General features: G+C 63.4%; 33 protein-coding genes and 2 tRNA genes. 13 read left to right on the forward strand and 22 right to left on the reverse strand.

The annotated features are described in order from the left end of the window. Nucleotides 1–647: chloride channel protein (locus FV242_RS24520; RefSeq protein ID WP_147909682.1), on the reverse strand; the 647-nt coding region annotated here is incomplete at its 3' end. A gap of 150 nt (nt 648–797) precedes the next feature. Between FV242_RS24520 and FV242_RS24525 the strand changes: the two genes are divergently transcribed. Both FV242_RS24525 and FV242_RS34750 read left to right on the forward strand, forming a co-directional pair. After that, nucleotides 798–874 (forward strand) — tRNA-His (locus tag FV242_RS24525). 227 nt (nt 875–1,101) lie between these two features. Beyond that, the gene (locus FV242_RS34750) at nt 1,102–1,242 is read left to right on the forward strand and encodes a hypothetical protein (protein WP_187278547.1); all 141 of its coding nucleotides are present in this window, start codon (nt 1,102–1,104) and stop codon (nt 1,240–1,242) included. A gap of 523 nt (nt 1,243–1,765) precedes the next feature. Here the strand turns inward: FV242_RS34750 and FV242_RS24530 are convergent. Genes FV242_RS24530 through FV242_RS24550 form a run of 5 tightly spaced genes read right to left on the reverse strand, consistent with a single transcriptional unit; the run spans nt 1,766 to nt 3,270 of the window. Continuing rightward, the gene (locus tag FV242_RS24530; protein ID WP_147940743.1) at nt 1,766–1,948 is read right to left on the reverse strand and encodes a hypothetical protein; all 183 of its coding nucleotides are present in this window, start codon (nt 1,946–1,948) and stop codon (nt 1,766–1,768) included. Next, complete coding sequence (locus tag FV242_RS24535) at nt 1,939–2,349, reverse strand: hypothetical protein (RefSeq protein WP_147940744.1); 411 nt, start codon at nt 2,347–2,349, stop codon at nt 1,939–1,941. Before FV242_RS24535 ends, FV242_RS24530 begins: the two co-directional genes overlap by 10 nt. Further along, complete coding sequence (locus FV242_RS24540) at nt 2,346–2,648, reverse strand: hypothetical protein (protein ID WP_147940745.1); 303 nt, start codon at nt 2,646–2,648, stop codon at nt 2,346–2,348. Before FV242_RS24540 ends, FV242_RS24535 begins: the two co-directional genes overlap by 4 nt. Beyond that, a complete protein-coding gene (locus tag FV242_RS24545) occupies nt 2,645–2,884 on the reverse strand; it encodes a hypothetical protein (protein ID WP_147940746.1) in 240 nt (79 codons plus the stop codon). The genes FV242_RS24540 and FV242_RS24545 overlap by 4 nt, the downstream gene beginning before the upstream one ends. Then, a complete protein-coding gene (locus tag FV242_RS24550) occupies nt 2,881–3,270 on the reverse strand; it encodes a hypothetical protein (RefSeq protein ID WP_147940747.1) in 390 nt (129 codons plus the stop codon). Before FV242_RS24550 ends, FV242_RS24545 begins: the two co-directional genes overlap by 4 nt. A gap of 286 nt (nt 3,271–3,556) precedes the next feature. Between FV242_RS24550 and FV242_RS24555 the strand changes: the two genes are divergently transcribed. From FV242_RS24555 to FV242_RS24570, 3 genes are all read left to right on the forward strand, one after another. Further along, nucleotides 3,557–3,739, forward strand: coding sequence for a hypothetical protein (locus tag FV242_RS24555; RefSeq protein ID WP_147940748.1), 183 nt, complete (start codon nt 3,557–3,559; stop codon nt 3,737–3,739). A 544-nt stretch (nt 3,740–4,283) separates the two neighbouring features. Beyond that, on the forward strand, nt 4,284–5,039 hold the full coding sequence (locus FV242_RS24565; protein WP_187278548.1) for a TIGR04255 family protein: 756 nt from the start codon (nt 4,284–4,286) through the stop codon (nt 5,037–5,039). Then, entirely contained in the window at nt 5,036–5,371 is a 336-nt protein-coding gene (locus FV242_RS24570) for a hypothetical protein (RefSeq protein ID WP_147940751.1), read from the forward strand. The genes FV242_RS24565 and FV242_RS24570 overlap by 4 nt, the downstream gene beginning before the upstream one ends. A gap of 528 nt (nt 5,372–5,899) precedes the next feature. Here FV242_RS24570 and FV242_RS24575 read toward each other — a convergent pair. The 8 genes from FV242_RS24575 to FV242_RS24605 all read right to left on the reverse strand — a co-directional run bounded on the left by FV242_RS24575 (nt 5,900) and on the right by FV242_RS24605 (nt 12,699). Then, complete coding sequence (locus tag FV242_RS24575; protein WP_147940752.1) at nt 5,900–8,392, reverse strand: hypothetical protein; 2,493 nt, start codon at nt 8,390–8,392, stop codon at nt 5,900–5,902. A 30-nt stretch (nt 8,393–8,422) separates the two neighbouring features. Next, nucleotides 8,423–9,538 (reverse strand): phage baseplate assembly protein, encoded by a 1,116-nt coding sequence (locus FV242_RS24580; protein WP_147940753.1) that lies wholly within the window; start codon nt 9,536–9,538, stop codon nt 8,423–8,425. 1 nt (nt 9,539) lies between these two features. Beyond that, on the reverse strand, nt 9,540–9,662 hold the full coding sequence (locus tag FV242_RS36145; protein WP_281407100.1) for a hypothetical protein: 123 nt from the start codon (nt 9,660–9,662) through the stop codon (nt 9,540–9,542). Continuing rightward, entirely contained in the window at nt 9,659–10,213 is a 555-nt protein-coding gene (locus FV242_RS24585; protein WP_147940754.1) for a hypothetical protein, read from the reverse strand. Before FV242_RS24585 ends, FV242_RS36145 begins: the two co-directional genes overlap by 4 nt. Before the next feature lie 252 nt (nt 10,214–10,465). After that, on the reverse strand, nt 10,466–10,672 hold the full coding sequence (locus tag FV242_RS24590; RefSeq protein ID WP_147940755.1) for a hypothetical protein: 207 nt from the start codon (nt 10,670–10,672) through the stop codon (nt 10,466–10,468). A 231-nt stretch (nt 10,673–10,903) separates the two neighbouring features. Beyond that, nucleotides 10,904–11,176, reverse strand: a complete 273-nt coding sequence (locus tag FV242_RS24595; protein ID WP_147940756.1) for a hypothetical protein — start codon at nt 11,174–11,176, stop codon at nt 10,904–10,906. 2 nt (nt 11,177–11,178) lie between these two features. Further along, nucleotides 11,179–11,982: a cell envelope integrity protein TolA gene (locus tag FV242_RS24600; protein ID WP_147940757.1), complete on the reverse strand. Its 804-nt coding sequence runs from the start codon at nt 11,980–11,982 to the stop codon at nt 11,179–11,181. 417 nt (nt 11,983–12,399) lie between these two features. Further along, nucleotides 12,400–12,699: a hypothetical protein gene (locus FV242_RS24605; protein ID WP_147940758.1), complete on the reverse strand. Its 300-nt coding sequence runs from the start codon at nt 12,697–12,699 to the stop codon at nt 12,400–12,402. A gap of 1,035 nt (nt 12,700–13,734) precedes the next feature. Here FV242_RS24605 and FV242_RS24615 point away from each other — a divergent pair. Further along, the gene (locus FV242_RS24615) at nt 13,735–14,103 is read left to right on the forward strand and encodes a hypothetical protein (protein WP_147940760.1); all 369 of its coding nucleotides are present in this window, start codon (nt 13,735–13,737) and stop codon (nt 14,101–14,103) included. 24 nt (nt 14,104–14,127) lie between these two features. Here the strand turns inward: FV242_RS24615 and FV242_RS24620 are convergent, their stop codons facing one another. The 8 genes from FV242_RS24620 to FV242_RS24655 form a co-directional block, all read right to left on the reverse strand. Further along, nucleotides 14,128–14,799, reverse strand: a complete 672-nt coding sequence (locus tag FV242_RS24620; RefSeq protein WP_187278549.1) for a DUF3102 domain-containing protein — start codon at nt 14,797–14,799, stop codon at nt 14,128–14,130. 143 nt (nt 14,800–14,942) lie between these two features. Next, nucleotides 14,943–16,205: an AAA family ATPase gene (locus tag FV242_RS24625; RefSeq protein ID WP_147940762.1), complete on the reverse strand. Its 1,263-nt coding sequence runs from the start codon at nt 16,203–16,205 to the stop codon at nt 14,943–14,945. Further along, nucleotides 16,205–16,438 carry a hypothetical protein gene (locus FV242_RS24630; RefSeq protein WP_147910298.1) on the reverse strand — a complete coding sequence of 78 codons (234 nt, stop codon included), beginning with the start codon at nt 16,436–16,438 and terminating at the stop codon, nt 16,205–16,207. The genes FV242_RS24625 and FV242_RS24630 overlap by 1 nt, the downstream gene beginning before the upstream one ends. Further along, nucleotides 16,435–16,791, reverse strand: a complete 357-nt coding sequence (locus tag FV242_RS24635) for a hypothetical protein (RefSeq protein WP_147940763.1) — start codon at nt 16,789–16,791, stop codon at nt 16,435–16,437. The genes FV242_RS24630 and FV242_RS24635 overlap by 4 nt, the downstream gene beginning before the upstream one ends. Continuing rightward, complete coding sequence (locus FV242_RS24640) at nt 16,788–16,991, reverse strand: hypothetical protein (RefSeq protein WP_147940764.1); 204 nt, start codon at nt 16,989–16,991, stop codon at nt 16,788–16,790. The genes FV242_RS24635 and FV242_RS24640 overlap by 4 nt, the downstream gene beginning before the upstream one ends. Before the next feature lies 1 nt (nt 16,992). Continuing rightward, nucleotides 16,993–17,205 carry an AlpA family transcriptional regulator gene (locus FV242_RS24645; protein ID WP_210248958.1) on the reverse strand — a complete coding sequence of 71 codons (213 nt, stop codon included), beginning with the start codon at nt 17,203–17,205 and terminating at the stop codon, nt 16,993–16,995. An 86-nt stretch (nt 17,206–17,291) separates the two neighbouring features. Then, nucleotides 17,292–17,915, reverse strand: a complete 624-nt coding sequence (locus FV242_RS24650; RefSeq protein ID WP_147940765.1) for a hypothetical protein — start codon at nt 17,913–17,915, stop codon at nt 17,292–17,294. After that, a complete protein-coding gene (locus tag FV242_RS24655; protein WP_246692860.1) occupies nt 17,912–19,138 on the reverse strand; it encodes a site-specific integrase in 1,227 nt (408 codons plus the stop codon). Before FV242_RS24655 ends, FV242_RS24650 begins: the two co-directional genes overlap by 4 nt. Before the next feature lie 502 nt (nt 19,139–19,640). Here FV242_RS24655 and FV242_RS24660 point away from each other — a divergent pair. The 7 genes from FV242_RS24660 (at nt 19,641) to FV242_RS36290 (ending at nt 24,713) form a co-directional block, all read left to right on the forward strand. After that, a complete protein-coding gene (locus tag FV242_RS24660) occupies nt 19,641–20,717 on the forward strand; it encodes a tartrate dehydrogenase (RefSeq protein WP_147940767.1) in 1,077 nt (358 codons plus the stop codon). Between the two features lie 123 nt (nt 20,718–20,840). Then, on the forward strand, nt 20,841–21,410 hold the full coding sequence (gene hpt / locus FV242_RS24665; protein ID WP_147909684.1) for a hypoxanthine phosphoribosyltransferase: 570 nt from the start codon (nt 20,841–20,843) through the stop codon (nt 21,408–21,410). 184 nt (nt 21,411–21,594) lie between these two features. Continuing rightward, nucleotides 21,595–21,960 (forward strand): response regulator, encoded by a 366-nt coding sequence (locus FV242_RS24670; RefSeq protein WP_147940768.1) that lies wholly within the window; start codon nt 21,595–21,597, stop codon nt 21,958–21,960. 123 nt (nt 21,961–22,083) lie between these two features. Then, nucleotides 22,084–22,377: a hypothetical protein gene (locus tag FV242_RS24675; RefSeq protein WP_147940769.1), complete on the forward strand. Its 294-nt coding sequence runs from the start codon at nt 22,084–22,086 to the stop codon at nt 22,375–22,377. 246 nt (nt 22,378–22,623) lie between these two features. Continuing rightward, nucleotides 22,624–23,001: a hypothetical protein gene (locus tag FV242_RS24680; protein ID WP_147909685.1), complete on the forward strand. Its 378-nt coding sequence runs from the start codon at nt 22,624–22,626 to the stop codon at nt 22,999–23,001. Between the two features lie 187 nt (nt 23,002–23,188). Continuing rightward, nucleotides 23,189–23,261 (forward strand) — tRNA-Thr (locus FV242_RS24685). 81 nt (nt 23,262–23,342) lie between these two features. Beyond that, entirely contained in the window at nt 23,343–24,713 is a 1,371-nt protein-coding gene (locus FV242_RS36290; protein WP_306440318.1) for a DUF6538 domain-containing protein, read from the forward strand. Nucleotides 24,714–25,212 lie beyond the last annotated feature (499 nt).

The raw sequence follows: 25,212 nt of genomic DNA on the forward strand, positions 1-25,212 counted from the left end.
GCCCCGGCCGCCCCGCACCCGACCAGGGTCCGCAGGTCGCCCCGGCGTACCTCGAAGGCGATACCGAGTCGCGAAGCGAGGCCGGAGGCGAGCTGCGTGTAGCCGGCCTCCAACCCCACGGAGGCCCCGGAGCCGTTCGAGATCACGTTCTGCAGGGCAAGGTAGAGGCTGTCCCGCAGGGACATCCGGCCGCCGTGCAGGGCGTTGGCCTCGATGGGGTCGATGGCCGGGCGCTTGCGCGGCCCGCGCAGGTAGTTCGCTGCGAGGATCAGCAGCCCGAGCAGCACGCCGCCGAGACACGGGCCGATGAGCAGGAGCGGCGGTGCGACCGCGTCGGCGGCGCTGAGCCGGGTCCCTGCCGGGAGGTGGTAGAGCGCCTCGCGCAGGGCCTGCGTCACCCAGGTCATGGCCGAGACCGCCAGCCCGCTGACGCTGCCGACCAGGGTCGCCAGCAGGACGAGCCCGCCCTCGCTGCGCCGAACCAGGCTGCGCAGCCGCCCGGGCGCCAGGAAGATCCGGGAGCGGGTCCAGCGCCTGCGAGGGCTATGGCCCGGCCGGGCAGCCGTCCGGTTCGCCGCCCCCGTCTCGGCGGCCTGGCCCCGATCCCGGCTCCCGGTCGCGCCCGACGCTGGCTCTCGCGCGCTCACGCTCGCCCCTACCCCCCGATCCGCCCTGGCCGACGCGCGGTTTCGTCGTTGCACTTATGAGGCGAATCCGCCCTGCGTCCACCGAGACCGCATGAGCCTGCACACATCGTCTTGAAAACTGCCGCGGCCCACGATACACCGCCCGCCAGTGCCGCCGTAGCTCAGTTGGTTAGAGCACCAGATTGTGGATCTGGGGGTCCCCCGTTCGAGCCGGGGCGGTGGTACCAAGGACTTAGCTGGTTTCAGACAGCTCGAAAGTGGACCAGGGGTAACGCTGAGGGTAACAGCGACCCCTGGTTTTCTTTTGCCCGTACGGGATGCGCGAGCGGCGTTCGTGAGGGCCAGCTCAGGCCGGACATGAGGTGGCAACCTGTATAAAGTACCGGTTCATCGCCGGCATTGAGCCAGCAGTGGATGCTCGCGTGACGGAGCCGCGGGCACGGAGGTGCCTGCCGTGGCCATCCTCAGCCTGCTCAGCCTTATCTTGGGCGGTGTGCTCACTGGCTTCACTCCGAACCGTCGCGTGCTGCAGGCGGTGCTGGAAATGGCAGGCCTCGTTCTGATCGTCTTTGGCTTGGTCTACCTGCCCAGCTAGCCGATCGGATTGAATGCGCGATCGCCGCTTCCAATGACGTCGCATGTATTTTGCATCCAGCTTGAGGTCGGATTGGTCTCCGATCTCCACGCTCGCCCCGAGCAAAGCCCCCCAGCGAGGGGCGGGCGTGGATGCTGATAAATCCTAGGGGCATGCCGGAAACAAACTGTTCAGCCCTGGGTTGTCGGTCGGATCTGCCCTACGGCGGAACACCACCGGCCAGCAGCACCTTCGCAGAAAGCGACCGCCGATCATGTTCGAGCTAGCCTTCACGGTTGCCTACTCAGCCGGGGCGTTCGTTGCGGTCGGCGTGATCCTCAGAGGCTTGGCGGCCTAAGTTCAACTTAGCCCTCGGCCGCTCGGCAAAACGGAAATCATTTCCGTTCTTCAGGCATCAGCGTAGGGTAGGTACGTCGGCACGCCTTGAGGGGGCGGTTAGTCGGCCTTCCACGCCCGCCCTACATCTTCCCCCCAAGGTAGCCGGACGGGCGTGGATGCCAGGGAGTCGCGAATTGCTACCCCCTTACCGCATCGAGACCAGCGACGGCAGTTCCGCCCGTGCGGCTAGAGCCTCGGCTCGTCGCACCCGATCCCGGGATCGGGCGAAGGCCGCATCCCCGTCCCGGTACAGCATGTCGGATCGCGCTAGATCGAAGCGGGCGAGCCGGAGCATCCGGACCGCGAGGAAGGCGTAGATCACGCGCATAGCTTGATCACCTCCCGCAGCACGGCCAAGACCAGCCTTTGCCCCGCATCGAGGTTGCTTTCGTCCCTGTCGGTTCTGAACGGCAGCGCGTGATCCTCGAAGTCCTTGAGGCAAAGCTGCGCCTTGGCCTGCAAGTCCGACAGGGAGCGCGACGGCTCCGCGATGGCACGATCGATTACCGCATCTGACAGGTCGCCCTCATCACTGACCCGGTCATCGTCCCAGTGCTCAGCGATAGCGGCGGTGTTGATGTAGTCGACGTGCCTCATGGCCCAGAGGCAGGCTTCGGCGAGGTCGGATCGGGCCGTAGCTGCGACTGAAGGCAGGGCCATGACGGCCCCACCTGTGAGTGGGGCGGCAAGGATGGCGCCGAGCGCGGAGCGGCGGGTGGAGGCTTTCATCGGGCCGCCTCCGCGATAAGGTTCTCGACAGCCTCAAGGCTTTGGCATGCCGTCTGCGCGATGCTCCTGATATGCTCGCTGATGAAGTGGACGCTGCGGTATTGCTCCTCCGTCAGCACGACCACGATGTAGCCGTCCTGCGGTTTCATGCCGGCAGCTGTCCAAGCCTCCGGTATGTTCTTGATGTGATTGTCCATCACGGTGACGCTGATCGCCGAGAGCGCCGCCAAATCATGGATAGCGCCGCTCATGTCGAGAAAGGGCGACTGCAGATCTAGTCGAGTGGCAGGCCGGCTCATCGTGCCACCTCCCGCAGCAAAAGCGACAGTTTGAAAGCCGCGTTCCAGTCGTCCTGAAGTCGCTGGGCCACGTCCCTCATGTTGTAGCCTACGACCTGCACGCCCGTAGCGGTGCAGTTGTCGGATGAGCCCAGGTCGTACACGACGTTCGCCCATGCCAGCAGATCGGCTACGTCCGTCTCCATATCGGAGATGAGGTTCGCGAGATTGTCGCGGCGGTGCTCGCGCTGGCTCATGCCGCCCTCCCGACATTGAAGCGGTGGGCGCCGTAGCCGGTCCACTCGGTGGCCGAAGCGTCCAGCGCCTCTGGCTCACGATCCAAATCTGGTTCGTGGTCAGTGTCGCCGGACAGCGCGTCCAGCAAAGCGAGGTCCGCCTCGATCCGGTCGGCAATCCGGCGGCGCAGCTCGCGGACGCGCTGGCGGTCGGCATCGGCGAAGAAGCTATCGAGACCGATCTGGATGTCGGCGATGGCCAGCTCGGCCGGGTCGGCGTCGCGGCAGGCTCGGATGGCCCGGCTGACGGGCCCCAGCTGCCGGCCGAGCCCCTGGCCTGATAAGGGCCGAGGGTTGCCGGACTGGGGTAATAAGAGCGTGCGTGTGCTATGGGCGTGGATAGCCATGAACAGCATCCTCCAGATGCGGTTGGTGGTCAGGACTGGCGCCAGGCTCCTAACCCTGGCGTCAGTCCGTTGCATTTGTGTGCAACTGAGTGCAGTATGGTGACGCCGCTTTTGGATGTCAACTGCACACATTTGCACTCATGGCAAAGAATTCTGCGATCTCCGTCCGAGTGGCTGATGCCGTGAAGGCTGCAGCTGAGAAGGCCGCGGCTGAGGACAGCCGGTCCGTAGCCTCCTACGTCGAGAAGCTTCTCACCGAGCACCTAAAGGCGAAGGGCTATCTGAAATGAGCGATCCCGAACCGGACGCTGCCTTCCGCCTACGATTGCTGCGAGTCGTCGCGGAAAAAGATCGTCACCTCGCGATGGTGGCGGCTGGAGACCAGCTCGACCTCATTGCGCGCAAGTACGATCGGTTCAGGACCGGCGTGCCGCTGAGAGGCTTTGGGCCGGAGAGATACCGCTCCTGATCCTATCCGCCGCCTCGTAGAAGAGGCGCTGAGGCGAAGCAGGCCTAGGTAACTGGCCGCCCGGCTGCAGCCGCCTCATCGATCATACGGTATATCAGGACGTCCTGTTTGGCTCGCATCAGGATGATGCGCGCAGCGGTTCGGGCATTGGCGGCTCGGATCGCGGATCTCGGCTCGCCATCCCTAAGTGCCTGCGTAGCCATGTTCCGGAACCAGTGCGCGTCGGCGATCGCTACCGCACAGCGCTCCGCCAACGTGCTGTACTCGGCCGGATCTCGGCTTCTGGTAGCTGGCACAGCGGCATCCTCTTGGAGAGGCGATTGAGGCGGGCTGGCAACAAACGTACCATCGGGCTCTAGAGCGTCGATGAAGCCGGCGGAGTCATCTTCTTCGAGGAGAACGGCGAGGGCTGGGGGTGCGACTGAGGAAGTCCGCGGACGGATTTCGCACTCGCAGTGAACTTGACCGTGAATTCGTCCGGGTCAGACCTACCACGCGCATAGCAACCTGCTACATCTTACCCTCACGTGAGTGGGTAGCTGGCTTGATCGAACATCCGACATATGCCCATCCGCAGCTGGCGGAAGCAATATGCGAGCTTCGGTTCGCATTGCCGGAGGGCGATGTCTGGCATGCTGGAGTGCTGGGCGAATTCTACAAGGCCGCGCAAAACGAATTTCCAATTTTGGAGCCGATTTCCGAGCAGTCGCTCGAACTAACGGTCGGTCCCGACGGCGCTCACACTCAGCGTTCTGGTGTTCCAAAGACCAAGTTCAAGCTTACGGCTGCGTCTAAACCATTCATTATCATATTTGGCGAAGGTTCCGTTAGCGTAAGCGCCACTCCACCCTACTCTGGATGGATAAATTTCGAGGCTGAAATATCCAAAGTGTGGGGAATTGTAAAACAAGTACTCAAAGTAGCGCATGTTGAGCAAATAGGCATGCGATATATAAATCGAATATCGCGTCTATCTGAAGATGAAGCCCCAGGCACTTGGCTTGAGCAAGGTGATTTCGTTCCGTCGGCTCTGCGCAAATCCAAAAGTGGATTTTTGTCCCGGACCGAAGTTCAGATCGACGCCGCGAGCCGGCATATGGTCACAGTTGCCCATGATCGAAGCTCAAGCCCGGGATCTTTAATATTCGACATTGATTGCATTTATCAGGATCATATAGAGCCAACCTGGGAGGGTATCGGTCGAAAAATAAACGATATTCACGAGGAGATTTGGTCGATATTTCAGCAGTCGGCGAGCAGTAAGTTGAAGCGATTGCTTGAGAGGGGCGGAGTAGAATGAATTATGTCTCGCCATTCAGTACAAGCTCAGCGCTCAAAATGGGGGCGATCGACGCCAATATGGCTGAATTTACCGATATTCTCACCTATCGGTTTGGCTGGGGATCTCCTTCTGCATCGAAGACTGGGCAGATAACTGCACTTTTGGTCGCGTCAGGGCTAAGCACTTCTCAAGACTGGGGCATCCATCTGCGCGCGCCTGTTGTAAAAAACCAAAAGCTTATTGATCTTCTGCAAAGCTGGATAGATGAAGACGGGGATCGAGAGGCAGAAGATCTCAAGACGCAGTTCAATGATCTAAATTTAGCTCGCGTTCGAATTGGCGGCCAGTGATCTTCCTTGATACCAACCTTCTTTGGTGGGTAGCGCATCCCGCTGGAGGGCCTGATGCTGAGTCGCTCAGGGAAAAGCTTAAGACTCGCCTCAACGCAGGCGAAGTTCTGGCCGTTGCCGAGATTTGCGACTACGAAGCTCGGCGAGAGTTGCTAAGAAAAAATGCTACGGGCCAGCTTGGGCGACTGGATCGGTTTATAGGTCTGACAACATACGTTCCTATAAATACGGCGGCTATGAGAACTGCAGCCATCTTGTGGGCACATCTCCGCAACACAGGTCGTCAATTATCTCCCGACGACGCATTGGACGGAGATGTAATACTTGCTGCCCAGGCTGGTCAGTATCCTGGTCATGTTGTGGCGACAAAAAACCTGAAGCATTTAACGCAGATTTGCAATGCCATCGATTGGCATGCCCTATAACCATGCGTGACGTCATCTAGCGCAGTTTTCACTGCCATCCGCCTTCGACATCTGCCGCCATGGTTCTGAACCACGTCGCGGAAGAGGGTTCCGGATGCGAAGCCTACAACACTTTCTGCATCTGCCGCCCGTGGTTCTGGACCACGTCGCGGAAGAGGTTGCCCGCGGTTGTGGTGGTCACCCTGGCGTCAGCGCCAGCCTTGTGCACGTTGACCACCACGGAGCCGTTGTTCTCGACCTTGGGCCCCGCCACGACACCGGCACGGCCGGCTGAGGCATCGAGGCGGCCCTCGCCCTGCTGCATCGCCTCGAAGGCCTTCCGAGCCTTCTCCCGAGCCGCCCATCCCTCACCATCAGCGCGGCCGGCCCGAAGTCGGTTCGCCTCGTCCATGGTGAGGCCGGGCGCGTCCTTCATGCTGTTGGGCTTCAGCACGCGGGGGGCACCGTTCGGTAGGAAGTCACCGCCCGCGATAGAGGGTAGGCGGCTCGGAGCTGCAGCGATTTCTGGGCCCGTGCGCAACGCGTTGCTGACCGCGCCAGAGCGCCGGTTGATGATCTTAGGCGCCTCGAACTCGCCCGTGATCCGATTAGTGTCAGCCTCAAGGTTGCCCGAACCGCCACCCATCAGGATGCTACGGGTCCGCGGGTAGCGCCCCGACATCGCGCTGTGGGCCATCTCGCGCATCTGCCCCTCAGCGGAGTTGCGAGCGTACCCATTCTTTTCCAGCCACCGCACCATGTCGCTGCGCCGGGCCCCGGGATATGTGCCCCATCCCTTCGGATCGCGGGCGCCGTAGATGCCGTAGCCGGTGCCCCCGTCGTGAACCTTGTTCGGGTCTAGGCCGGACTCCATCGTGGCCTGCCCGACAAGATGGGCTGCCGACTCCCGCAGCTTTCCCTCCGGCACGCCCTCTCGGCGAAGCTGATCCATCGCGTAGGCCATCATCTGGCTGGTACGTGCGGCGCCTGCAGTCCCACCGCCATCACCGCGAGGAGCCGAACCGCCGCCGATCCCGGGCAGCCGCGACGTGCCGCTACCGAGGCCGTTGAGGCGTCCACCGGCGCGGCCCGCGCCCGATCCTGCAGGACCAGCCTCACCACTGTAGCCCGGGCCGGATCCGCCACCCGGCAGGTTGGCACTACCACCAAGCCCCTGGGGCCGACGGAAGCCGCCACCGCCCGTGTAGGCTGCCGTCTGGATCCGGACACCAGCAAAGGGCCCGTCGCCGTCAGCGGAGCTTTTCTGAGCCGTAGCGCCCTGATCCAACAGCTTCTGAAGCGCGTCCTCCAGCGACTTGAGGTGCCGGGAGTTGGCGTCCATCGCCTCGCGAAGGCGCTTGGCCCCATCCTTGTCGCCGCGCTCGTCCAACTCCTTCAGGAGGTCCGACTGCAGGAGTGCCTGCTCCTTGGCCGTGCCGATCTTGCCGCGGAGGCTGCCAACGGCTTCCTCTTTCGCGAACTTTTCGTCCCCGGGCAGCGGGGCGAGGCGGCGGGCGAGCGGGCCGTGGCCGCCATCGAGATGGCGCAGGCCTTCAATCACCTTGCCGTTGTTGAAGCTTTGGATCGCCGCCGCGATTTCCTTCACGCTCTCGGCGAGCGGTCGGACCAAGGCGGTTGTCGAGACCAGCATCTCCTTCGCGGACGCGCCGGCACCCTTCCAGTCAATGGCGTTCAGCTCACGGCTGATGTCCTCTAGGCCGGTGCGTAGACCCTTCACGAAGTCGCCGCGCTGATCCTTGGCGATGCCGTCGACCCACTGCGTGAACTCGGACGCATACGGCAGCACCTGCCGGGCGATGGTCGTGCCGATGGTCTGCATCGAGGTTCGCAGGTCGGCGACGGCCTGCTCGAATTTCTCAGCCTGAAGGATGGCCTTCGGATCCAGCGGGCCGAGCCGCTGTTTCTGGGCGTTCCACACGTCGGCCAGCTTGCCGAGGTGCTCGTCTCCGAGCCGACTAAAATCCGAGTTGCCAAACACACGCTGGGCGAAGATCCCGCGCTCGACCGGGTTCTTGATCGTCTCCATGAAGGTGAGGCTCTTGCGGAGCTTCTCGCCCTCGTCGGACGTGCCACGGATGTCCTGGGCGAAGTCCTGAAAGGCCTTCCGCCCGGCCGCGTCGGTGCCCTGCCTGGTCAGCCACGAATAGGTTTCGCCGATCCCGCGGGAGAACTCGCGCATGTTCCCGGCGAACGTCTTGGTGCCGGCGGCGACCGCATCCTGCTCCAACCCGAACTTGCGGGCGACCGCACCGAAGGTCTGAAGCGTCCCGGCCGCCACGCCGGTCTCGCGGCTGAGTGCGCCGAGACTCGACAGGTTGCTGGAGAGCTTGTTCAGCGACATCGCGACCCCGGCGACCGCTGCACCAGCCGTCAGACCGGTGATGCCGACGGTCGCCAGCGCGGGGTTCAGGATCGTCGTCGCCGAGCGCGCCGTGGACTGGATCGCGGCCTCGGCCTTGCCCATGCCCTTCGCCAAGGTCTCGCCGTGGCTGGCGCCCTGCCGTGACACATCGAGCAGCTGGGCCCGCAGGGACTTCAACGGACCGCTGAACCGGTCCACCACTTCCGCCTGCATCCTCAGGGTTTCATCGGCCATGGTGGCCTCCTATCGAGTCTGTGGCGGCGCTCAGGTGTAGAGGCCCGCCGGGGTGCCGCCGGAGCCACCCTGGCCGGCGCTGGATTGAGTCTGGCCACCACCGTTGAAGGCTTCCGGCAGGACGAGACTGATGTCGGTGGTGGTGCCCTGCGGGCCCTGGCTCGCGGTCACGACCTGGATCGCCAGCTGCATGCGGTCCTTGGTGAACAGCATCGGCGAGAAGACCGAGACGACATCGCCGATGTGTTCGAGCCAGAGGGTGTTCTGGTCCTTGAACCAGCCCTGGACCTTGATGTTGACGCTGATCTGGTTGGCGAGGTTGAACCCGTTCTCGTGCTGGGCTCGCATCCGCATGTCGGCCTGGTCGCCAGGCTGCTCGGCGATGAAGTGGAACGGTGCGTGTTCCGTGACGGCCGAGTTCTTCACTGTGGCGGTGACGTCCCGCGAAGCGTCGCCGAAGGTCTGATCGTTGCCGGGCTGCTGGCCGATGGACTGGATCTCGGAGAAGGCGTCCGCATAGTCGAACACGGCGTTGGCCGCGAGGATGTTGCGGCCTTCCTCCAGCTCGGCGATGGCGCCTGACTTGGCCTTCAGTCGGTAGCCGACGATATCCGCGCCCTGCCCAGGCAGCAGGTAGATGTTCCGGAACCGGCACAGACGCTCGATGAAAGCGAATACGCTTTCGCCGGCCTGGACGTTGACCTTCGGGAACGGCTTGTCAGCTCCGCCCGTGTCGCCCTTCAGGCTGAACTTGATGCCGTAGGGCTTGAGCACCGCACCGGCGATCTGGCTCAGGGAGTAATTCTTGTACTCGCTCTGATTGTGATCGACGGTCGCGCGGGCGATCACCTGCGAGCGGGTCGTGCCGGTGATCTGGAGCCCATGCTCCTTGGCATCGTAAGCCGGCTGCCGACCCGTGATGCGGCCTTCCGAGACCGCCTGACGCCCGCCGAGGATCACCTCGCACGGATCCCCGATCCCTAGCTTCATGGAGGCGAAGTCCGGAGCACTCTCGGCCGGCGCCGCTGCGGTGAAGGCGAACCGTGGGAACAGCTCGACGCCAGACCGGGTGACCGACACCGTCTGCCAGTTGAGGTAGTTCTTGCCCTTCACCTTGATGGAGGCGACTTCCTGCGGCTTGGGCATGTCAGGCCACCTTCTGCCACTGTGAGCCATTCCAGCGGAGACGCACGCCGAACAGCTCTCGCACCTCACCGATGCGCGGCGGGTCGTTCGAGGCGACGGGCTGGGGGTTCGATTGGTCGGTCATGCCGACACCTCCGGCGGTGCCCGCCAGTAATCCGTGGTCATGAACCAGGTATCGAGCGCGTCGAGATCGAGAGGCACGTCGGCGGCCTTCGCGAGCGCTGCCCAGTCCAGATCCGCGTAGTCGAGGCCCAGGCTCTCCAGCGTGCCGTACCCGTTGGCCGTGTCCGGGTGGCCGTGCCTCGTCAGAAACCGGGCCGCGATGCCATCAGCCTCGACGGCAACGGCTTGGTCGAGTCCGTAGGCCGTCTTCAGCGGCGCGCCGAACTCCACCGCCATGCGGGCGGCATAGGGCCCAATCGCGCGGATGACCTCGGCGAGGCCGGCGTGCGCCAAGGCCAGTGGATCGGGGGGTGTCCCCAAATCTGGGGAGACCAAATCTGGAGCGGCCTTCCTCCGATCCGCCTGGGCGCTCGGTCCCTTAGCCTTGCCGCCGCGGTAGGTTTCCGCCCGGCCGCCCAACAGCTGCTCCGACGCCTCGACGTTCACCAGACCATCGACCGTCAGCACGATGCTGCCCTTGGCTTCCCACTTGTTCACCGTCGAGCGGTTCACGTTGTAACGCCGGGCGAATGCAGATTTGGTTTCGGTTGTTGCCATTGTTGCCGTTGCCTGTTGCCACTGTTGCCGGGTTTCAGACCATCAGGCCTAGACGGAAAGTTCACTCGCGCCGACCCTCGGTCTCTACCCCCTCCCGGAAGGACCCAGGGACTCGCATGACCGGACACCCTCCTTTGGGGAGTGCCAGTTGGGTCCCGCCCTCTGGCATCGCGGGAAGGTCACTCACCGCATCCCAGCCGATCACCGTCACGCCACCGCATCCGCACGCGACCAGGTGTTGCCGGTCCAGCGCATGGTGTGACCGTCGATCACCTTCGTGTCGCCGGCGTTCGGCCAGCCGGCCATGCCAACGCTACGCGCGTCCCCAAGGTCCTTGCTCATCATCGTGTTAGCGAGGTCGTTGTAGACGGCGAGCATCTGAGTGTCGGTCGGGTTCGGCGGGGTGTTGGCCATGATGGCTCTCCAGACTGTCGGGTGAGGAGACCGCAGCAGGCCACTACACCGCCGCGGTCTCCGATGGTCCGTCGCTTGGTCGACGGGGCGCAGTTGCGCCGGCCTTGGTATCCCCGGGTCCATGGCATTCGAGGCAAGGGACAGGCTGGCTTGTCGCTGTTGGGCTGGCTGCATCGCCCTCAATGGCGTGGGTGAAGGAGGCCCTCTCGGGTCTGGCCCACGCAATTCCGTTCAGGCCACGCGCTTCCAGCGGGTGCCGTCCATGGCGAAGCGCTCGGCGCCGACTTTGTAGGCGGCACCGGGAGTGTGGAGATCGCGCCGGGTCTGCTCGACGACCGCGCGGGCCTGAGTGCCCTTGGCTTCGTTCTGGCGGTACTGCGCCGACCACGCCGCAAGGCGCTCAGCCTGGGTCGGCTTGCGCTCAGCGATCACCGGCTCAGGCTTGTTGAGGACACGGCGCCAGAAGGCGGCGTGCTCGCCAGGGTTCTGTCGATCAATGCTCATGCTCAGCGTCCCGTGTTGAAAGTGATGGGAGAGGGAATGCCGCCCCAGATGCGGGGAGCATCGCGGCCGAGACCGGGCAGCGTGACGCGGTGGGACAGCGGGATGTGCGGCTCGCCTGGCGTGCCGGGCACGTAGACTTCCTGCTCGACCCGCTTCGCCGCACGGTGCCGTAGGTTGTCGCCGGCCATTGCGCTCGCGCGGGAGCCGTCGCGGCTGTCGACCCAGACGAGGTTGTGTGAGGTCTCGTAGCGGGTGGGCGTGCCTGCGGTGCCATTGAACGGCTCGCCTGGCGGCACAGGCTCGGCGCCGTCAGGCAGGTTCTGGTTCGCCTCGGCGATTGCCTGCTCGTGCCCGCGCAACTGGCTGAGCAGCCCGGCCATCTCCTGAGCCATGGCCACGTACCTGTCTGCGAGCTTGCCGGCCTCGGCGCTGGCCTTCAGGCCGACCTTGCGCAGAGCTTTGCGGCGGGCCTGCTCGGCCTCATTCTCTGCCTTCGCGTCGGCCTCGGCGATCACTGCGACGGCGTGCTGCGCCTCTGCCTGATCCTGCTTCGCCTTCGCCAACGCGATGCGGGTGTCGAGGGCGAGCAAATCCTCGACCGAGCCGTTCACCAGCACGTCGGACCGGGATGCCTCTAAGGACTCGCGCTCGGCTTGAGCGAGGTCACGGTCCGCTATGATCTGTGCGGCAGTCCGGGGCTCGACCGGCACCGTCACCGATAGACGGTCAATGTAGCTACGGCCCAAGCTGACGTGCGGCGCGACGTTACCGTCGTGGTTGTTGTGGCGGATGTTGACGTACTGCATGCCGGCCGTCCTCAAGCTGCCTGACGGAGAGCGGGAGCGGCCGGAGGCGTGCGGGGACCGTCGTCTGGGCTGAGCCGAACACCGTGACGGGCGAGGTGAGCGCGCACGCCCTGGCGCACGTATTCCGAAACTGTCTGACCGCGCTGGCGGGCGGTACTCTCTACGGCTCGGGCGAGATCAGTCTCGACCTTCAGCCGGAGTAGTGCGTCTCGTCGGAGTGGGTTGGTCATCGTAAGTGCCACCGCGTTGCAGTTGCGTGGCTCTTACAGTGCTATCTTATTGACCCGTCTGCAATAACGGCCGTCACGTCAGCTAATGCCAGACGTACGTCCGCCGTTATGTACAGTTATCCAACGTTATGTTTTGTTGCGGTTGGGCCGAGTTGTTCTGCCGCACATTTATGGGTGAATGCCTTTGTCAGCTTCCCCGTTCGGATGGGGTGCGATCTCGTCCTACATGCCGATCAGGTCGATCCGGTCGCCTCTGGATCATGCGAGCAATGATGCAGACGGATGCCAACCAGCTTGCCTCTAGAACGCAAACCTTGAGGACGGTGTCGGCCAGCATGTCACTGAACGTGTACCCATTGATTGCACCTGCCACACCGCTGGCAAGAGCGATGGCGGTCACGATCGGGATCAGCACATACCAGTTTAGTAGCACGCCGCAGGTGGCCCCGAGCAAGGCGATCAAGAGATGTACCATCGACAACGCCATATCCCGCTTATTCCCCCCTTAAGCGAGGAATATCCAGGATGGTACAACGGCAGGATGCATAAAGCGATGCAGAAACCGTTGCGACATAACGTACAATTCGTTACATTGATTGGAATTCGTTATTTTTCTTGAAGTCTTATTGAATTCAATTTAGGCCATGTACTACTGAAAATACATCACAGCTAGATACCCTATGGCGCCAATAGCTATGGCCCACATCAAACCAATCACTGCAAGCATGATTAATTTGCGAAGGGGCATAGCGACATTCCGAAATGCAGTGTGACTTCCGCTATCTTGAGTGGGGAAATCAAGATTGAGAAATCTGCAGATAGTGTCCATGGTGCGGATCATAAGTGGCGCCACAATTGAATACCCTAACCCTATAAATTCATTTGCACCTTCTGGTACCCGTCGCACTACGCAGCTGGGAATGGATCCACAATCAAGGCGGTTACGGACTGACCAAAAGAGGTACGCGCACCGATACGCTCCCTCCTTCAGATAAGTTTCAGCCGCTCGCACGCGAACGCGCCCACTCCCGATCGCGCTCGCCCTGAAGCTCCCGCTGTCGCGCTTCGTAGGCGGCTTGCTCGGCCAGTTCCCTCAGGAGCCTGCGATCTGCCGCGGCGGCTGTCCGGCGCTTTTCCGCATCAGCTTCAGCCCTCTGCCGAAGCAACTCCTCCAGCGTTGGCAGCTTCGCGGGCCGCTTCGGTTTCGCCCTAGGCGGGGTCCGACGTGCCGCGCGAGGCGGTGGGTACGGCCAATCCATTCTTGGCGGGGCAGGCCGAGAGTGCCCGACGGCAGCTTTGGCTTCCAACAGCGTCATGTCGGCCGAGGCAGCAACGCGCTCGGCTGCGGCGAGGCCGGCGGCGCGCTCGCCAGCTGTAGCTCCGCGCTTGGCCAGGGCGAGGCACTTCTCGAAGCGGTCGCGCTCGGTGGGCGTCATGGCAGGGCTCCGGAACTTTTTCGATGCTGCCGAGTGCTTGATGGAAGAGGAAGGCGCGTTCGACGCCGTCTTTTCGAGGGGATACGATGAATACTAACAAGGGTTTGTTTTCGAAGATCGTCGGCTTTTTGAGATATAGACCAAGTGCCTCCGACAACGATCAGGGTTATGGATCGCGCGATAATGGCGATTACAACTCCAATTCCGGCAATATGTCGGTGGATTTTGACGGCGACTATCGTAGCGCGACGGCAATGTTGAGAGAGCGCATGAGTGAGCGCTTCCCGGATAACTTCTACGCACGGGTGGGATCGGAGATGAACAGCGCGCGCGACTACGGTGATGAGCGTGCTAGCGCAGTAGATACGGCTTCGGCCGCCATAGCCGCAGCACTTCGCAAGGGTGCGACGGTCAAGCAGGCGGCCGAAGCAGGGGCAGCCAGCGTCGGTATCTGAATAGTGCTCGGTGGGTGGCTAGAGTCACACCTCTGCTGCCCGCCGTTTCCGATCCTCCTGTACGTCCCCCATAGCGATCGCGATATCGCTGGCCGGCACGTTCTTAAGCCTTGGAATGAGCTTGAGCAGCGTTTCCCGCGGTAGCTTCTCGACCAGCATTTCGGCCGCGCGCTTCGCAGCTTCTTTCCGATCCGCATCGGTCAGGTGAGCGTAGTGTTTTGCCCAGACGCTGCGAATGATGTCGTTCCGCTGCGGCTTGGTGATGTAGCCAATGCGGAATAGCTCGCGGGCCGCCCCTTCCTGCCAATCAGGATTGTCCTTCGCCTCGTCCCAGACCTGTTTCAACTCACTGAAGTCATGCTGGGCGTCAGCCGATAGGGGCTTCCGAGACGCGGTAGCCCGCTTCGGTCCGGTCGCCTCGGCCGCCGCTTCCCGCACGCTCAAACCCGCAACGCGTTGCGCTTTTGCCGGGTCGCCTTCGACGTGCCGGGCGATCCGCATGTAGAGCTGCGCGGTCCTAGGCGAGACCGTGGTGTTCAACCGAAGCCAAGTGTCCCAGCCGCCGTGCGGAACAGTCTCTTTGGCCTGCCCGAGCAGCCTGCCGCACTCAACGGCGTAGCGGGCGCCCTCGCGCTTGGCGGCCTCAACACCAGCATGGGCGGCATTAATGGCGCTCGCAATATTCGACTTCGTCATCACGGATCTCCCGTTGCTAGTGGATGGTAGCAGGCTGCGGACAGGGCGGACATTTCGGACAAATGTCCGGTTTGTCCGGTGTCCGGGACCGGACGGACAGGACAAAACCCTAGGGATCTGTCCTGTCCGTCCGGTCGAGCCGGTCATTCAGCGGCCTCGATCATCCAGAGATGGTCGACACCTTTGAGCGCCACCGAGCCGATCAGGCTGCGGCCGAGACAGGTATCAACAGCGCGCTTGAAGGCCTTCCGCTTTGCCTCGGTGCGCTTGGCCTCATCGTCCCCATCCGCTGGGTAGATCGCGCTGAACCCAATTTTCACGGCCTGCAACGGGACCGCGCGAACCTCAGCGCCCTCGTCGCCGAACGGCCAAGCACGCACCCCATCGTCAACGAGGCTCGACAGCAGGGCTTGCCGGAAGACCTTCACGGATGTCGGCCAGCGTTCCTTGCCGGCCGCCATTGCGGCGGAGGACACTCGATCCGTCTGCCACTGGACTACACAGGTCGTGATCGGCTCCTGATCGTAGTTCTCGCCGACGGTGACGACCTCCAGTGCGAATGGGATCTCGTAGCCGCAGCGTGCGCCACGGACCTTCCGGATCGCCATGCGCGTGTTCGAGATCGTGCCGCCCTCGTCGCGGTTGGCGAGCACCGCCAGCACCACGTCGGCCGCGGCTTCCTTGGCGGAGGATCCACGGGTACCGGTCTCGGTCGTCTTTCCGAAGTGGTCGATGCCGAGGACGAACGCGCCGGTCTGACGGCTCAGCGCCTCCATGGCGTTCATCACCTTCTGCGCCTCGGCCGCGCTGTTCTCGTCGCCGAAGCCAGCGGCTGCAGCCACCGTGTCGATGATGATCATCGCCAGCGGGAGGTCGAACGTCTCGCGCAGATGTTCAGCTGCAGCCTTTGCCGTCGCGGCCAGCTGCGCCACAGCCTCGGTGCTGAGGAGGCGTGGGCAGTCCTCGATCCAAGCGAACGGTAGACGTTCGGTTGCATCCGAGCCGAGCTTGCCGTGAACCAGACCCCTCAAGCGGATGGGGATCTCAAAGGCACCTTCTGAGGCGACGAACAGCACGCCGCCGCGGCGCATGACCCGCCGGCCGGCGAACGGCTCGCCGGTCATGATGGATGCGGACAGGTCGAGGGCCGTAAAGGTTTTGCCGGAGCCCCACTGCCCAGGCATCAGCCCCTTACCGGTCTCGCTAATTAGGTCTTGGACAAGCCAGTCCCGATCGGCTTGCGGATCTGCATCGCCATGCCACCGGATGCTGATGGCAGACCCATTGCGAGCCGGGACATCGTCACGCCGCTTACTCCGCGGTAGGACGTCAGGGTCCGGGCCGGGCCAGTCGTGAAACCGATCTGGCTCGTCCAGCGAGGAGCCGTTTAAAGAGCGCTCCGACATCAGGCGCCTCCTCGTGAGCCAGTGGGGCTGAGTAGCGCTGCAGCATCTGCGGCGCTGGCGAGTGCGACGGCGGCTTGGCGCAGCGCATACCGAAGGCCACGGCTGTCACCGATCGCCGCCATCTCCGAGGCCATCCGGGCATAGGCTTCAGCGATCGACGCGGCCTCGGCGACGGCGTCGAAGGTGTGAACGGCCATCGCTGCCCGCTCGGGGCTGTGGAAGGGCGCGTTCATGCCCGCCCTCCGATCCGCACTACGGAGAACAGTTCGTCGAGGCGGCCGACGAAGCCGACCTCGGCTGCCTCCAGGTGATCAGCCAGGAGCGCAACGTCTTGCACGCCATGGGTGACGAACGAGGCCTCGATGGAGGTCATCAGGTCGTCGATCGTGTCCTTCAGGAAGCCGGCCTGCTGATCCACAGTCATGTCTGGCCGAGACACGAGCTTCAGATACGCCGTCGCCGCCAAATCGGCGCCGAGGGCGTTCATATGGTCGATGCCGACGCGACGAACTTCGTCGTCATCACGGGCGGCCTCAAGCCGAGCGTCAGTGTCGCGCATGATCTGTCTGAGGGTGGAGGCGCTCATGCGCGCCCCCAACGGTCAGTCACCGTGAACGCCAGTTCGGCGACAGCAGAGGCGACGGCCGGCGACAGGCCGAAGCGTGCGGCGAGATAGAGATCTTGCCGAAAGGCGGGGGCGGGAGTATTTCCGTGAGTGTCGGCCTGCGAAGCGACAATCATGGAAACCTGCCTCGGCCCGCGCTGAGCGCAGGTTTTCTTTTGCATGCTATGCGGCCTCCTTCGAAGCCTGCCGAGCCTCAAAGGCCTGCAGGTCGGCCAGCCGCCAGTAGCGGCGTCCATTGATGCGGATCGGCTGGGGGAACCCAAGCTTTGGGTCGGCCAGCCACCGGAAGATCGTCATGTCGCTAACTTGATAGCGGGCCATGACCTGCGCCGCTGGCAGCATGTCTTCAGGGGATCGTTGGGTACGTGAGTTCATCGCGCCGCTCCTTTGAGGAACACGCTGTCTATTGATGCCAGCTGTTAGGCTGTGTCAGCCAGGAATGGTCAGGAACGGTCAGTAACTCAGCCGCGATCAATTTTTTCGAAGCGCCGATACAGCGGGCCGACGTGCTTCTTCATCGAGCCTAGACTGGGGCCGCCAGCTTCGCCCCCAAACACTTCCCACAAGTAGACGAACAAATCATTTTGACTTTTTGGCAAACCATTGACGTAAATATAAGCGGCCGCTTCAATCAAATATTCCTCCCAGTCATAATCAGCTTTTGCCCCACCCACACCTTTTCGGGGTGCCTCGATTGGAGGGGCTCCAGAAACTGCCTGTGCTGCGCCGGCGCCCAGATTAAAATCAGGCCATAATGCTGTTACTTGCGATGCCTTAAGTCTTACTCGGTGAAAATCACCCAGATGATAATGAGTTTGTCCTTTCGATCCTAAGTTTGAACGCTCAATTTGGTGCTGGATCCTACTTTCTTCCCAGATGACAAACCGAGCATCTCGCAAATTGTCCGAACGCAGGATCCTTTCCGGGTGCGAGTTGCCGTTCATGTAGTAATCTGCTGCCATGTCGATCCTGCCGGATCGCAACGCCTCCAGCAGCAAAATCTCGGTAGTCGCTCGGCTTTCCAAAATTTCAGCGAGCCTCCGATGAACATGGCTCAATGTGACCCAGTCATTTTGGCTCGTCATTTAGTGGTGTTTCCCCCGACTACTTTCTCGACGTCCGCCGCCCATGCCTCCAGCGCCGCCCTCTTCTCGTCGAGGTACTGGTAGCGGTTGTAGACAGCCGCCACGCCCCTGATGACACCGGAGCGATGGTTCAGCACCGCCTCAATCACGTGCGGTTCGATCTTTAGGCGGCCCATACCTGTGGAGGCCGTCCGGCGCAGATCGTGTAAGCGCCAGGGTTCGAGAGCGATGCTCTCAGGATCAATCCCGGCGGCTGCCGCATCGATGCGCGCAAGTGCCAGCATCTCGGCGTCTAACCGCGCCTTGGCCTTGGCGTAGCCTGAGACGCCGCTGTTACCTGTCGTGCTGATGAGATAGCCGGCCTGTCCTGCCACCCGCGGCAGCGAGCCCAGGATACCCTTTGCCGCGCCGCTCAACGGCACGTCGTGAGCCTGACCATTCTTCGCCCGACCGGCCGGTATGGTCCACAGCGTGCCACCCTCTCGCAGCTCGACCCGCCGCATCTTCGCGACCTCGTCGCGGCGCTGAGCCGTCAGCAACAGGATCTGCACGAACGGACCGAAGGGCCATCCAATCTTAGCGCATGCCCGCCAGAGCAGCCGCAGCTCGTCGTCGCTCAGGACTCGGTCGCGGCTCGTCTCGGCGGCCGGCGCCTTGATCCGCACGCACGGGTTCGCGTCAATGACACCGCGATCTGCAGCCCAGTTGAACAGCTTGGATAGCGCCGCCAGCGTACGGTTGGCCGCCACCGGCGTCCCGGCATCCACGATCCGGTCGAGAAGCTCGATCACGTCGCGGCGGCCGATGTCCTGGATCTTCCGCCCGTCCCAGACCGGCAGCACCTTGGTCCGCAGGATCCGGATCGTCTCCTCGGCCGTGCGGGGCCGGTTCCGCGGCTTCACGTGACGCTCAATGAAGCTGTCGATCACCGAGCCGATGAGGTCACGAGTCGGCAGGGGCACGGCCACTTTGCGTTCGGCAATCGGATCCTGCCCCAGCGACACGGACTGAAGTGCCGCCCTCCCCTCGGTTCTAGCCGTCACGAGGTCGAGAGCCGGATAAGCGCCGAGGGTGAGCTTCCGGGTCCGGCCGCCATGCCGGTATCGGACCGCCCAGCTTTTCGCGCCGGACGGCTGGATGATGAAATACAGCCCGGGCAGCGTCGCATCCGGGATTTCGAGCCGGCGCGCGGCGTCCGGCTTCAGGCGTTCGATGGCTTGCACGGTGAGGACTCGCGCTGCCACTCTGGTGATCCTCCGGGGTAACCAGGGGTAACAGAAACCGGGCGTTATGCCCTGTTACCCAGTGTTACTAACGAAGCATCACAATGGCAGTTTTTGCTAGGCCTGGCAAAGCCGTTGACCTCCAGCGAACCACCTGAATGTTAGGGCTTGTTTTGCTCCCTAACCAGATTGTGGATCTGGGGGTCCCCCGTTCGAGCCGGGGCGGTGGTACCATCCATTCAGCACGATAGCGCAAGGGGTTGGCGGATCGCCGACCCCTTTTGCGTTGCGGATGCTTCGCGGCGCGCGGGTAGGATCTTCCGGCCGGCGTCGACCTCCACGCTTTTGGCATCCGCTTGTTTCAGCGCCCGCCCTCTGGCTGAATCGCAGGGCCAAGACGGTCGCCGACGCATCGCTGTCGGCGGCGCATCGGCCCTGTGCCCACCTGGGGGACGCCGGCATGTCCGGAATGGCGTACGGTCCAAGAAACGGAGGACGCGCCATGAAGCAGTACCGCATCGCCGCCATCCCGGGGGATGGGATCGGCCAGGAGGTCATCGCCGCCGGGATCGACGTGCTCGACGCCCTCGCCGAGCGCGACGGCAGCTTCGGATTCGCGTTCGACCAATTCGACTGGGGCTCGGACTACTACAAGGCCCACGGCGCCATGATGCCCGCGGACGGGCTGGCGCAGATCGCTGGCCACGACGCGATCTTCTTCGGTGCGGTCGGCGCGCCGGACGTGCCGGACCACATAACCCTGTGGGGCCTGCGGCTCGCCATCTGCCAGCCGTTCGACCAGTACGCCAACGTCCGGCCGACCCGGATCCTGCCGGGCATCACCAGCCCCCTGCGCCACGTCACCGGGCCGGAACTGGACTGGGTGATCGTGCGCGAGAACTCGGAGGGCGAGTATGCCGGCGTCGGCGGGCGGGTCCATCAGGGCCATGCCAACGAGGTCGCCACCGACGTCTCGATGATGACCCGCTCGGGTGTCGACCGCATCATCCGCTACGCGTTCGAGCTGGCACGCGCACGCCCGCGCAAGCTGCTCACCGTGGTCACGAAGTCGAACGCCCAGCGCCACGCCATGGTAATGTGGGACGAGATCGCCGCCGAGGTCGCGGCCGAATTCCCGGACGTGACCTGGGACAAGATGCTGGTCGACGCCATGACCATGCGGATGACCATGAAGCCCCAGACCCTCGACACGATCGTGGCGACCAACCTGCACGCCGACATCCTGTCGGACCTCGCGGCGGCCCTGGCGGGATCGCTCGGCATCGCGCCCACCGCCAACATCAACCCGGAGCGCCGGTTTCCCTCGATGTTCGAGCCGATCCACGGCTCGGCCTTCGACATCGCCGGCAAGGGCATCGCCAACCCGGTCGGGACTTTCTGGACCGCCTGTCAGATGCTCGAGCATCTCGGCGAGACGCAGGCCGCCGCCCGGCTGATGCGCGCGGTCGAGCGTGTCACCGCGGATCCCGGGCTGCACACCCCCGATCTCGGCGGCACCGCCACCACCCGCGCGGTCACGGACGCGGTGATCGCGGCGATCCGCGGAGACAACGGCTGACGGAAAGGCACCCCGCCCGCCGCGATCCGGAGTTCCCCCGGCGGGCTTGGGGCGCTAAGACCGTCCTCCGATCGCGGCGGCGAGCCCGCCCCACAAGAAGAACCAGCCCCCGGGACCCGTCCGATGAGCATCCCCGAGCGGCGTGTCCGCCCCCTGTTCGACGAGGCGGCGATCGCCAAGCGCAACACCGAGCTGGCGCAGGAGATCCTGTCGACCAACCCGGAGGACCTTCTGGTCGTCGCCGTGCTCAAGGGCAGCTTCATGTTCGCCGCCGACCTGCTCCGGGCCCTGCACCGGGTCGGGCTGTCGCCGCAGGTCGAGTTCGTGCACCTGTCGAGCTACCGCACCGGCACGGTCTCCACCGGGCAGGTCGAGATCCTGCGCGACGTGCAGAGCGAGGTGCGCGGGCGGGACGTGCTGCTGGTGGACGACATCCTCGAATCCGGCCGGACCGTCGTGTTCGCCAAGGACCTGCTCATGGCACGGGGCGCCAAGCGGGTGCTCACCGCGGTGCTCCTGGAGAAGCCGGGCAAGCGCGCCGTGACGATCGACGCCGATTTCGTCGGCTTCACCTGCCCGGACGTGTTCGTGGTCGGCTACGGAATGGATGCCGCCCACGCCTACCGGCAACTGCCCTTCGTGGGCGTGGTCGATTTCGGCAGCGGCGATCCGGATCTGTTCGACGAGGCGTGACCGGCCCGCTGGACGGCGCGGCATTTTCGTCCCGGCGGACGGGGATGCGATTGTTTTCCCGAGTTGTGCCTTGACAGCGCAACGGTTCCGTTCGTGATCTGTTATCCATGAGCAGGCCTGAAGTCTCATCTTGGCGGGACATCCTCGGAATCAGGCCCGGGATCAGGAACGTTTACGGGACCCCATGGCGCGCATCCTCCTCGTGGATGACGAAGAGACCGTCCGCGGCTTCCTCAAGCGGGGGCTGGAGATCGACGGCCATGCCGTCGTGACCGCCAATGACGGCAGCGACGGGCTGGATCGGCTCAACGAGGCCGATGGCGGCTTCGACCTGATGCTGACCGATATCCGCATGCCGCTCATGGACGGCATCGCGCTGGCCCTGGCGGCCAAGCGCGATTTCCCGAACCTGACCATCCTGCTGATGACCGGCTTCGCCGATCAGCGGGAGCGGGCCCGCGGGCTCGACGCGATCGTCACCGACGTGCTGACGAAGCCGTTCTCCCTGGCGGATTTGCGCGCCACCGTGAGACGGGCGCTGGCCGCCTGACGGTGCGCGCCCTCGTGCCGGGCGTCGATTTCATCCGCCTTTAAACATCCGTTTTAGGTGGCGCTTCACGAAAGCGTGTCAGTTTCGGCGGTGGATACCGATCCGGCCGGGCAAGACAGCGCGATGGACCGTCGAGACAGGCACGCCTCCGAGGCGGATTGGGACGACGACTGGGACGCGCCGCTGCGTCCTGGCAGGAGCGTCTTCGGACGGACGTTCGGGCTTCTCAAGCTCGCGGTCTTCGTCCTGCCGGTGGCGATGCTCCTCTATGGCAGCGTCGCCGATTGCAGCACGCGTCCCGCCCCGGGGAGCTGGCTGGGGCTCGTCGGCGCGAGCGCCTGTGCGCGCGGCGAGATGATCGGCAGCGTCCTTTCGATCCAGGACAACTTCGCGCTGCTGAAGCGGCTGATCGATTGAGGCCGGCCGGTGAACGCCTGCCGGATCCGCCCGAGAGCATCGTTCCGAATGGCGGTCGCCGGCCTTCGGGACAACGACGATGGGAATGAAGAAGCGACCGCCGCGTGACGGGCCCGAGATCCTGACCGCCGCCCTGGAGCGGATACCGGCTCGGCGTCAGCGAGCGCGTCACATCCAGCACTGAGAGGCGAACCCGATTGCATCGCGACCGGGCTCGTCTGTTACACCGATCTTCGCGAGCCCAGCATGTCCAGCCAGCCCCTCCCCCCGTCTTCCGCCGCGAACGGGCACGACGCGCTTGAGGAGGCCCAGTTCCGCGCCCGCATGGCGCGGCTCGGCTCCGACCCAGCGAGTCGGCGCCGCCCGCGGAACCCGCGGGCCGCCGGCCGCGGCGGCTTCCGCCTCGGCTGGAAGGGCTGGCTCGTCGTCGACAGCCTGATCGTGCTGCTGGTCGTGGCGGCGGTGGTCGCCTGGCCGCCGATCCAGGCCTGCCGGCACCAGGACAAGACAACCGGCTTTTACGCCGGCGATTCCGTCGATCGCTGCATCCGCCGGGGCATTGCCGAGCGCATCGACCGGGCGGACCAGCGCCTCAAGGCCCTGGTCCGCGGCTCCGGCCGCTAAAGCACGCGCCGCCGACACGGGGGCCGGCTCGGCCTGAACGCGTCACACCAAGGATCTGGCGCCGTTTCCTGTCACACCGGCATCGGAAATGACGCCCGCCTCGGCACAGGTGATCGGGTCGGACCCCGGATCCTCGCCGGGGCCCGCTTGAGCGGCGGCACCGCGACTGGTAGCAAGCGTGTCGTGGGCCGGTGTAGCACAGCGGTAGTGCAGCGGTTTTGTAAACCGAAGGTCGGGAGTTCGATCCTCCACCGGCACCAGCATTTTGTCGAACGATTACAACAACTTCGGCAGACGATGATCGCAGGATAGCCGCTACTCTCATACAGCGGTTTCACACATTGTCCCTTCGAATAGCCCGGCCGTGGAAGGACCCGAAAACAGGGGTCTATTATCTGCGTCAACGTGTCCCATCTGACCTTCTCGTGGGAGTGAAGGGTCAGATTGTGGCTCTACCTATTGGTCCAGCTTGGGCATCGATCAAAGTTGGATCCGTCGTTCAGGCTTCGTTGCGGACCAAAGAGCCAAAGGAAGCACGAATCCGACATTCAGCCGCAGACGGCGCCTTGAAAGAATTATGGCAAGCCGAGCGAAGCGGGGCTCTATCCAGCACGGATCCCGGAGGTGTTTTCGAACACAAGGATTGGCGTCGTCATCTTGTCCCTGTGGGAAATGTCATTCCACTGGAGCCCTTGCCGGCCCCCTCCCCTGCCAAGGCAAATGAACCTCATTTCACAGCGGGAGATCTATTCGAACGATGGGCCCTAGACCGGGCGGACAAGCGAGCCCCGAACACGATCAAGCGTTACCGTGGCAGCTACCGATCCTTCGACGCTTTTGCGAATGGAAGAGACGCCCGGGATCTAACTTCTGACGATGTGTTCGCCTGGGCGGAGCGTCGAAGGGACGTTGAAGGCATCAGCCCTAGGGCGATCAACAAGAACGATCTCGTGGCTGTCAGCTCGGTGTTCCGGTGGGCCTCAAGTCGAGCAAGCGGCAAGCTTCTAGAAATGAACCCAGCTGCAGGCTTGTCTTTGGATGAGCCCAGGATCGTCGCACAGAGGGAGCGAACCTTTCGAGAGAGTGAGATAGCAGCAATTCTCTCGGCAGCCTCAGGTGTCGAACCTCGAGGTAAGAATCCAACTAGGGAATTTGCTAGACGCTGGTGCCCCTGGCTCGCAGCTTACACAGGAGCACGGATCGGGGAGCTTACGAGCCTCGAGCAGCGAGACATTCGTATCGAGGCAGGCATCCCCATCATGCACCTGCGGGTGACGAAGACGGGCGAACCAAGGGTGGTGCCCCTGCACGCTCATTTGATTGAACAGGGTTTCTTCGATTTCGTAGGAACACTACCAGGCGGCCCACTTTTCTACGATCCGAGGAAGCACCGAGTGGGGTCGGCGGTCACCCCGGCAGAATTGCAAAGCCGCTCAGTAGCCGAATGGGTGCGTGTGACGGTCAAGCTAGATCCCGGCGTCGATCCGAATCATGGTTGGAGACACACTTGGAAGACACGGGCTTTAGCAGTGGGGATTGAAGAACGCCTACGGGATGCCATTACCGGTCATCGTGTTGCATCCGTGGGCCGACGATACGAAACACCGACGCTTACGATGCTGGCAGAGGCTATAAGACGATTTCCTCGCTATCAAGCCGAGATGACACACGAGAACATACTCGACACCTACGGCAAGGCGATCCACTCGTAAGACCTGAAACGGGCTGAAAGCTTCGGCAAAACAATCTTTTAGTCTCGACAGGGTAAGCGGTAAATTGTTCGAAGGGCAAGGCTTGGGAGGGGGCTCAGCGTCCCTCCGTCAACCGTTCAGTGTGCCCAGATTCTGCCATCGGCGTGCCCCGTCGCTATTCTGACGCGTACTTGATGGAGCTATCTGCCGACCAGAAATCCCGCGATTTCGGCCAGCTCATTGGTCAAGAGTCTGGACGGTTGTTAAGTGCTGGCCCTCCCCCCTCCCGGGCGAAACCGGGATGGGAAGGATCCTGGTGACACCAGGACATCGATGTTCCTTTTGTGAGGAAGGCACCCAAACGCCGTAAAGAGCGAAAACTAGACCAGGGATCAGTGCCAGGCCGAAGCCGTAGTGGATCACCCCCTAGTATCCCGCTCTTAACCCTCAAGCTCGGAGAATGGTGCGTCGCCGTCCCCATAGAGAGAGACGTTGACAGTTGGCGGAAGGACGACGGTGG

Source organism: Methylobacterium sp. WL64 (assembly GCF_008039945.1).
In the GTDB taxonomy this organism is placed as follows: domain Bacteria; phylum Pseudomonadota; class Alphaproteobacteria; order Rhizobiales; family Beijerinckiaceae; genus Methylobacterium.